The 7,310-nt window shown below is 66.2% G+C and carries 7 protein-coding genes and 1 pseudogene; 2 read left to right on the forward strand and 6 right to left on the reverse strand.

Annotated features, from left to right (window positions below):
• Positions 1 to 34: 34 nt before the first annotated feature.
• Together gyrA and GR328_RS25130 are read right to left on the reverse strand one after the other, a co-directional pair.
• Positions 35 to 2,731, reverse strand: a complete 2,697-nt coding sequence (gene gyrA, locus GR328_RS25125) for a DNA gyrase subunit A (RefSeq protein WP_246216087.1) — start codon at positions 2,729 to 2,731, stop codon at positions 35 to 37.
• A gap of 389 nt (positions 2,732 to 3,120) precedes the next feature.
• Complete coding sequence (locus tag GR328_RS25130) at positions 3,121 to 3,975, reverse strand: PP2C family serine/threonine-protein phosphatase (protein WP_160888397.1); 855 nt, start codon at positions 3,973 to 3,975, stop codon at positions 3,121 to 3,123.
• A gap of 70 nt (positions 3,976 to 4,045) precedes the next feature.
• Here GR328_RS25130 and GR328_RS25135 point away from each other — a divergent pair, with 70 nt between their 5' ends.
• Positions 4,046 to 4,684 carry a MarC family protein gene (locus GR328_RS25135; protein ID WP_160888398.1) on the forward strand — a complete coding sequence of 213 codons (639 nt, stop codon included), beginning with the start codon at positions 4,046 to 4,048 and terminating at the stop codon, positions 4,682 to 4,684.
• Between the two features lie 27 nt (positions 4,685 to 4,711).
• Positions 4,712 to 4,903 carry a hypothetical protein gene (locus tag GR328_RS25140; protein WP_160888399.1) on the forward strand — a complete coding sequence of 64 codons (192 nt, stop codon included), beginning with the start codon at positions 4,712 to 4,714 and terminating at the stop codon, positions 4,901 to 4,903.
• Between the two features lie 8 nt (positions 4,904 to 4,911).
• On the opposite strand, the gene GR328_RS25145 is transcribed toward GR328_RS25140, so the two are convergent.
• The 4 genes and pseudogenes from GR328_RS25145 to GR328_RS25160 all read right to left on the reverse strand — a co-directional run.
• Entirely contained in the window at positions 4,912 to 5,445 is a 534-nt protein-coding gene (locus tag GR328_RS25145; RefSeq protein WP_160888400.1) for an RNA pyrophosphohydrolase, read from the reverse strand.
• On the reverse strand, positions 5,442 to 5,801 hold the full coding sequence (locus GR328_RS25150) for a GNAT family N-acetyltransferase (protein WP_160888401.1): 360 nt from the start codon (positions 5,799 to 5,801) through the stop codon (positions 5,442 to 5,444). Before GR328_RS25150 ends, GR328_RS25145 begins: the two co-directional genes overlap by 4 nt.
• A 113-nt stretch (positions 5,802 to 5,914) precedes the next feature.
• Positions 5,915 to 7,027: a M20 family metallopeptidase gene (locus GR328_RS25155; protein WP_160888402.1), complete on the reverse strand. Its 1,113-nt coding sequence runs from the start codon at positions 7,025 to 7,027 to the stop codon at positions 5,915 to 5,917.
• Positions 7,028 to 7,116: 89 nt separating this feature from the next.
• Positions 7,117 to 7,310 (reverse strand): annotated as a pseudogene (locus GR328_RS25160) (single-stranded DNA-binding protein); the annotation flags it as partial.

A 7,310-nucleotide genomic window follows, 5' to 3' on the forward strand; every position in this document is an offset into this window, starting at 1 on the left:
CCCGCCCCCCTTGATGATCTGAACTCGACGAAGCCTACTCCCCGGCGGCCTCGCCGCCTTCGGCTTCTGCCTCGTCGGCACCCTCGTCGCCTTCCACGTCCTCGCCCTCGATGTGCTCCACCGAGACCACCTTCTCCTTGTCGCGCGTGGAGAAGATCGTGACGCCCTGCGAGTTGCGGCCGACGACGCGGATGCCGTCCACCGGCACCCTGATCAGCTGGCCGCCGTCGGTGACGAGCATGATCTGATCGGCGTTCTCCACCGGGAAGGAGGCGACGAGCAGGCCGTTGCGGTTGTTGACCGCCATGGCCGTGATACCTTTGCCGCCGCGTCCGGTGATGCGGTACTCATAGGAAAGCGTGCGCTTGCCGTAGCCCTTCTCGGAGATCGTCAGGATGCACTGCTCCTGCGCGCTCATCTGGGCATAGCGCTCCTGAGAGAGGGAGAGGTTGCCGTTCTCGGTCTCCTCCGCATCGTCCGCGCCATTCACGTCGGCATCGCCATTGACCTGCTCGCCCATGACGGCTCGGCGCATCTTGAGGTAGGCGGTGCGCTCCTCGCCGGTCGCCTCCACGTGACGCAGGATCGCCATGGAGATGATCTTGTCGCCTTCACCCAGGTTGATGCCGCGCACGCCCATGGAGTCGCGGCCCTTGAACACGCGCACATCCGTTACGGGGAAGCGGATGCACTGGCCCTTGGCCGTGGTGAGCAGCACGTCGTCGTGCTCCGAGCAGATCTGCACGTCGACGATGTACTCGCCCTCGTCCAGCTTCATGGCGATCTTGCCGCCGCGATTGACCTGCACGAAGTCCGACAGCTTGTTGCGGCGGACCGTGCCGCGCGAGGTGGCGAACATCACGTCCAGCTTGTCCCAGGACGCCTCGTCTTCCGGCAGCGGCATGATGGCGTTAATGCGCTCGCCCTGCTTGAGCGGCAGCATGTTCACCAGCGCCTTGCCCTTGGCGTTCGGAGCGGCGAGCGGCAGGCGCCACACCTTCTCCTTGTAGGCCTGGCCTTCGGAGGAGAAGAAGATCACCGGCGTATGCGTGCTCGCGACGAACAGGCGGGTGACGAAATCCTCGTCCCTGGTCGTCATGGCGGAACGGCCCTTTCCGCCTCGGCGCTGCGCCCGGTAGGTCGAGAGCGGCACGCGCTTGATGTATCCGGCATGGGAGACGGTGACGACCATGTCCTCGCGCGCGATCAGGTCCTCGTCGTCAAGATCGGAATCCCAGTCCACGATCTGCGTCCTGCGCGGCGTGGCATAAGCATTCCGGATCTCGGTCAGCTCGTCCTTGATGATACCCATGATGCGGGCGCGCGAGCGCAGGATCTCGAGATAATCCGAGATCTCGGCCGCGAGCTTGGACAGCTCGTCGCCGATCTCGTCGCGGCCGAGGGCAGTCAGGCGCTGCAGGCGCAGGTCGAGGATCGCGCGAGCCTGGGTCTCGGAGAGACGATAGGTGCCGTCCTCGTTGATCTTGTGGCGCGGATCGTCGACGAGGGCGATGAGGGGCGCGATATCGTGAGCGGGCCAGTCACGGCCCATGAGGGCCTCGCGCGCAGCGTTCGGATCCGGCGCGGTGCGGATGAGGCGGATGACCTCGTCGATATTCGCCACCGCGATAGCGAGACCGCACAGCACGTGGGCGCGCTCGCGGGCCTTGTTGAGAAGGAACTTGGTGCGGCGCGACACGACCTCCTCGCGGAAGTCGACGAAGGCGCGGATCAGGTCCTTGAGCGTCATCTGCTCGGGACGGCCGCCATTGAGCGCCACCATGTTGGCGCCGAAGCTCGTCTGCAGGGGCGTGTAGCGATAGAGCTGGTTGAGCACCACGTCCGCCATGGCGTCGCGCTTGATCTCGACCACGATGCGCATGCCGTCTCGATCGGACTCGTCGCGCAGATCCGCGATGCCCTCGATCTTCTTCTCGCGTACGAGCTCGGCGATCTTCTCGATCAACGAGGCCTTGTTCACCTGATACGGGATCTCGGTGAAGATGATCGCCTCGCGGTCCTTGCGGACCTCCTCGATCTCGGACTTGGCCCGCATGATGATGGAGCCGCGGCCTGTAGTGTAGGCCGAGCGCGCACCCGAGCGCCCGAGAATCAGCGCACCGGTCGGAAAGTCCGGACCGGGAATGATCTCGATCAGTTCCTCGGCGGAGACGTCGGGATTGTCGATGAAGGCCAGGCAGCCGTCGATGACTTCCCCAAGATTGTGGGGAGGCATGTTGGTGGCCATACCGACCGCGATGCCGCCGGCACCGTTGACGAGCAGGTTCGGATAGCGGGCCGGCAGAACCGTCGGCTCGTCCTTGGACTCGTCGTAGTTGGGGGTGAAATCGACCGTGTCCTTGTCGATGTCGTCGAGCAGCGGCATCGCCGCCTTGGCGAGGCGGGACTCGGTGTAGCGCATTGCCGCCGGCGGATCGCCGTCGACGGAGCCGAAATTGCCCTGCCCGTCCACGAGCATGAGACGCAACGAGAAGTCCTGCGCCATGCGCACCAAGGCGTCGTAGATCGCGCCGTCGCCGTGCGGATGGTATTGACCCATCACGTCACCGACGATGCGGGCGGACTTCACATATTTCTTGTCCGGCGTGTACCCGTTCTCGTGCATCGAGTAGAGGATGCGCCTGTGCACCGGCTTGAGGCCGTCGCGCGCGTCGGGAAGCGCGCGGCTCACGATCACGCTCATGGCGTAATCGAGGTACGACCGCTTCATCTCGTCGACGATGGAAATCGGCTTGATGTCGCTGGCCGGCTGGTCCCCCGCGGGGCCGCCGGAGCGGATATCGTTCGGATCGGTCAAGGTTAGTCTTTCTTAAAACGGTCTGCCCCTTCGCGAGAGGCGGCTCGAGATGCCGCTTCGTCAAGCCGTGAGGCAGCCTCGCGAATCCAATTGAAATTCAAATCCTTAGATGGCGGCTTTCCGCGCATTTTTCAAGTTTTGAGAGGGGTTTTCCAGAGGCAAGAGGACACACCCCGCCCCCGAGGAATGAACGAGTAGGGTCGCCCCAGGGGAGAGGCCAGGAATGACGCGAGAGGAGCCCCGGGTGGCGGAACGCCCGGAATGGCGGGAACGAGGGAGAGGAGGCGGGCGAGCCGGTCCGCTTAGGCCTTCAGCAGGACCGCCGTCGTGTCGTCGCTCAGCTTGAACCGGGGATAAAGCCTGCCATCCGGATCCAGCCCCGTCTCGATCTCCCGCGCCTTGGTTGCCAGAGGCTCCAGGCCCGAGGCGATGGCGTGCTCTATCAGACCCTTGGCATCGAACGCCTGGTAGAGGTCGACCAGGGCCGAGAAACCGTCGCTGGCGAGCAGGACGACAGTGCCGTCCTCGCATGGCGTACGCTCGTGGCGCAGACGGCCGGCGGCATCAGGGTTGAGGCTTAGGAGGGCTGCCGGAACGCCGCTCCTGCGCTGCCGCTCACGGCGCTCCCCGAGCCAATCGAGAAAAACGGGCGTGTCCAGGATGTCGTCGGGCCGCGAGCCTGCCGCCTGCATCAGTTCGGCTGCCTTGGCGGACTCGAAAGTCCTGAGGCCGGGAGCCTCGCCGAGGGTCTGCACGGTCCCGTCAGGGCGGCGCACGAAGGCCGTGGTGTCGCCGAAGGTCCACACATCCAAGGCGTCACCCAGGCGGCGCACCAGGGTCATGGCGCCGAGCGGCCAGGAGACGAAGTCCTCGTGCCGCTCCCGCGGCGCGACGGCCCTGTAGGCCGTGCGAGCCTCCTCCATCACGTACCGGATCAGGGCGGCGCCGTCCTCGGCATGAGGGGCGAGGCTCGAGAGGCGCTCATCCGCGAAGGCGGCGAGCCAGGCCGCGTCGCTCCTCGGGTGCATGACGGGACTGGTGCCGGGAAAGATCGAGGTATCGATCACCCAGGCCCAGTCCCGGCACACCCCGCAGATGTCCTCGTTGACCTTGTCGTGATGCCCGGGCCAGCTGATCCGATCCAAAACCGTGAACATCGTTGCGCGCCCCTCTCGCCAAAACCGCTCGGGGACCCCATAAAGCAAAGCTGTCCTCAAGGTCCAGCCGATGCTCCTCGACTATATCTCCGCCGCCCTCGTGACCCTGCTCGTCACCCTCGATCCGGTCGCCCTGGCTCCGATCTTCATGTCGCTGACCCGGGGCATGACCGCCGAGGAGCGCCGTCGCGTCTCGACCCGGGCTAGCCTGATCGCCTTCTGCATCCTGGCCTTCTTCGGCCTCGGGGGTGAAGTTCTCCTGCGCCTTCTGGGCGTGGGCATTCCGGCGTTCCGCATCTCGGGCGGGCTGCTGCTGTTCTGGATCGCCTTCGAAATGGTGTTCGAGCGCCGCAACGAGCGCAAGCAGCACACCGCCGACATCGCCATCACGGAAGACCATATCCGCAATATCGCGGCCTTTCCTCTCGCCATCCCGCTCATGGCGGGTCCCGGAGCCATCACGGCGGTCATCCTCCTGGCCGGTCGGGCCGACGGGAACCTCGTCTATCTCTCCTCGCTGATACTCTTGATCGCCTTGGGTATTCTGAGTTGTCTCATCGTCTTTTCCGCTGCCGAGCGTGTCTCCCGCTGGCTCGGCGTGACCGGGAACGTGGTGCTGACCCGCCTGCTCGGCGTGATCCTCGCGGGCCTCGCCGTACAGTTCATCATTGACGGCATCGTCGCTCTGCTGCGCCCGCAGACGTTGTAAATCTGGACCCTTGAACGAGAAGAACCCATGAAGAAAGCGTCCGAATACCGCAAACACGCCGAAGAATGCCGCATCCTCGCCAAGCAGGTTCCGGAAGGACCGCAGCGGGATCAGCTTCTGGAGATGGCGCGCACCTGGGACAAACTGGCGGATGACCGGGATGCCCTGATCAGGAAGCATCCCGAACTCGCCATGCCGGACGAGAAGAGCGGCGGCTGAGGTGCGCCCTAGGCGCTCCGGGCGACAGGCTCCGGCGACACCGCGAACCGCGCGAAGGCTTCCGCCACGCCCGCGTAGACGGCTCGCTTGAAGGGCACGACGAGGGCCGGCACATCGGCCAGCTCCTGCCAGCGCCACTCGGCGAATTCCGGAACGGTGCTGCCGTGCGTGAGGGTCACGTCGATCTCGCTCTCCTCGCCGGTGAAGCGCAGGGCGAACCATTTCTGCCGCTGCCCCCGGAACGGCGAGAGATGGTGAGGCGGGCCGTCATAGGGCGGGAAGTCGTAGGCGAGCCAGCCCTCCGTCTCCCCCAGATAGACGGCACGGGTGACGTTCGTCTCCTCCTGCAGTTCCCGCCAGGCCGCCGCCAGGGGATCCTCGCCCGCATCGATGCCGCCCTGGGGCATTTGCCATTCGTGCCCCGGCGCGATCGTTTCGGGCCCGGAATCCCCGAGACGACGGGCGATCAGCACCTGCCCGCGGGCGTTGAAGAGAGCGATGCCCACATTGGGCCGGTAGCTCCTCTCGGATGTCGCACTCATCGAGACGTTCCCTCTTTCGCATCCCTGATCAGGCCATGAAGCCCCGGCTCCGGCGCATCCGCTTCGAGCACGGCCCACCCCAGGCTTTCGTAATGGGTCCGGCGCCTCTCACGGGAGAGAAGGTGGATCCGGGCGGCGCCGACGTCGAAGGCGAACTCCGCCGCGCGTGCGACCAGGGCTGCCCCGACGCCCCGCCGCCGGTCTTCCGGCTCGACCCACAAGGTCGCGATCCACGGCTTGTAGTGAGGCCTCGGCTCCTCGTCGCAGGCGATCACAGAGACCGTACCGACGAACCGCCCGATGTCGCAAGCCACGAAGGTCGTGGGAATGGGACGTGCTCCGAAACTCTGCCGCACGAGACCGGCCAGCGCTTCGAGAAGATAGCCGCCCCCCTGCCAGAACGCACGCCAGCCCCGATCCGCGACCGCATCCGCGAAGCCGGGCCTGTCACGCAGATCGCTGATCGCAATCAGCGCAGCGTCTCCAGCAGGCGCTTCATCAGTTCCTGGCGCGGGGCGATGGAGGAAATCACGCCGTATTCGTGCAGGGTGTGGGCCCCGTCGCCGTCGATGCCGAGGCCGTCGAGGGTCGGCACGCCCAGAGCCGCCGTGAAATTGCCGTCCGAGCCGCCGCCGACACGCGGCGCGGCGACGAGATCGAAGCCGATCTCGGCCGCGAGCGACTTCGCGTGCTCGAACAGCTTCGCCGTTTCTACGGTGCATTCGTAGGGCGGACGGTTCATGCCGCCGGTGGCCGTGACCTCGAAGCCGGGTTCATGGGGCTTGAGCCCGAGGATTGCCCGCGTCAGCGCCTCGCCGTCCGCCGCCGTCTCGACGCGCAGATCCACGGGGAAGCTGCAATGCTGCGGGATCGTGTTCACCGCCGTGCCGCCGGATACCAGGCCGACCGTCGTGGTGACGCCGCGGGCGTAATCGGTCATGGCCTCGACGGCGAGGATCTGGCGTGCGGCCTCGTAGATGGCGTTGCGGCCGTCGGCGTGACGCGACCCCGCATGGGCGGGACGGCCCTCCACATGCACGTCGAAGCGTCCGACACCCTTGCGGGAGGTGACGACCTTGCCGCCGTCGCGCCCCGGCTCCGTCACGAGGGCATAGGCCGAGCGGCGGGCGAAATCCTCGATGAGCGGCCGCGTCATAGGCGAGCCGATCTCCTCGTCCGGGGTGACAAGATAGATCAGCGGACGGGCGGCTGTACCCTTGCGGGCGACGTCCTTGAAAGCCTCCAGACAAAACCAGGCGCCGGCCTTCATGTCGTAGACGCCGGGGCCATAGAGCCGGTCCCCCTCGATCCGCAGCGGCAGATCGTTCTGGATGGTGCCGACCGGATGCACCGTATCGAGATGCGACATGACCAGGACGGCCGGTTCGTCCGTCCGGGGGCCGGCACGCAGGATCAGCGCATCGCCGAGGCCCTGCCCGCCCTTAACGCGCTCGATGGCAACCGGCGCGTCCTTCATCTGCTCGACGACGAGATCCATCATCAGGTTCACGCCGGCCATGTCATGGGTGGGGCTTTCGGTGCGGATCCAGGTGAAGAGGGTATCGAGAGATAGGATGGTCATGGCGCCTTCGTCGGTCAAAGGAAAAGGCGGCTCCGGGCCGCCTTTGGGTCTCTTTAGTCCCCTCTCGGAGTGATGTCACGGCCTATCGACTAGAACGGAATGTCGTCGTCGAGGTCGTTGTAGCGAGGCGCTCCGCCCCCGCCCGAGGCTGGGGCCGGCCTGCGCTCCATGGGGGATGAGCGGCCGAACTCGCCGCCGCGGCTGATCTGGCCCGGCTCCTCGTCGCCGTACTCCGACGCCCCGCCGCCCGAGCGGCCGTCCAGGATCGTCAGCTCGCCGCGGA

This window comes from Microvirga makkahensis (assembly GCF_009830105.1).
Classification (GTDB): domain Bacteria; phylum Pseudomonadota; class Alphaproteobacteria; order Rhizobiales; family Beijerinckiaceae; genus Microvirga; species Microvirga makkahensis.

What these genes read in the sequence shown, in the direction of transcription:
- gyrA (WP_246216087.1), bottom strand. Translation starts at nt 2,731, where the DNA reads ATGAAGCGGTCGTACCTCGATTACGCCATGAGCGTGATCGTGAGCCGC.
- GR328_RS25130 (WP_160888397.1), bottom strand. Translation starts at nt 3,975, where the DNA reads ATGTTCACGGTTTTGGATCGGATCAGCTGGCCCGGGCATCACGACAAG.
- GR328_RS25135 (WP_160888398.1), top strand. Translation starts at nt 4,046, where the DNA reads ATGCTCCTCGACTATATCTCCGCCGCCCTCGTGACCCTGCTCGTCACC.
- GR328_RS25140 (WP_160888399.1), top strand. Translation starts at nt 4,712, where the DNA reads ATGAAGAAAGCGTCCGAATACCGCAAACACGCCGAAGAATGCCGCATC.
- GR328_RS25145 (WP_160888400.1), bottom strand. Translation starts at nt 5,445, where the DNA reads ATGAGTGCGACATCCGAGAGGAGCTACCGGCCCAATGTGGGCATCGCT.
- GR328_RS25155 (WP_160888402.1), bottom strand. Translation starts at nt 7,027, where the DNA reads ATGACCATCCTATCTCTCGATACCCTCTTCACCTGGATCCGCACCGAA.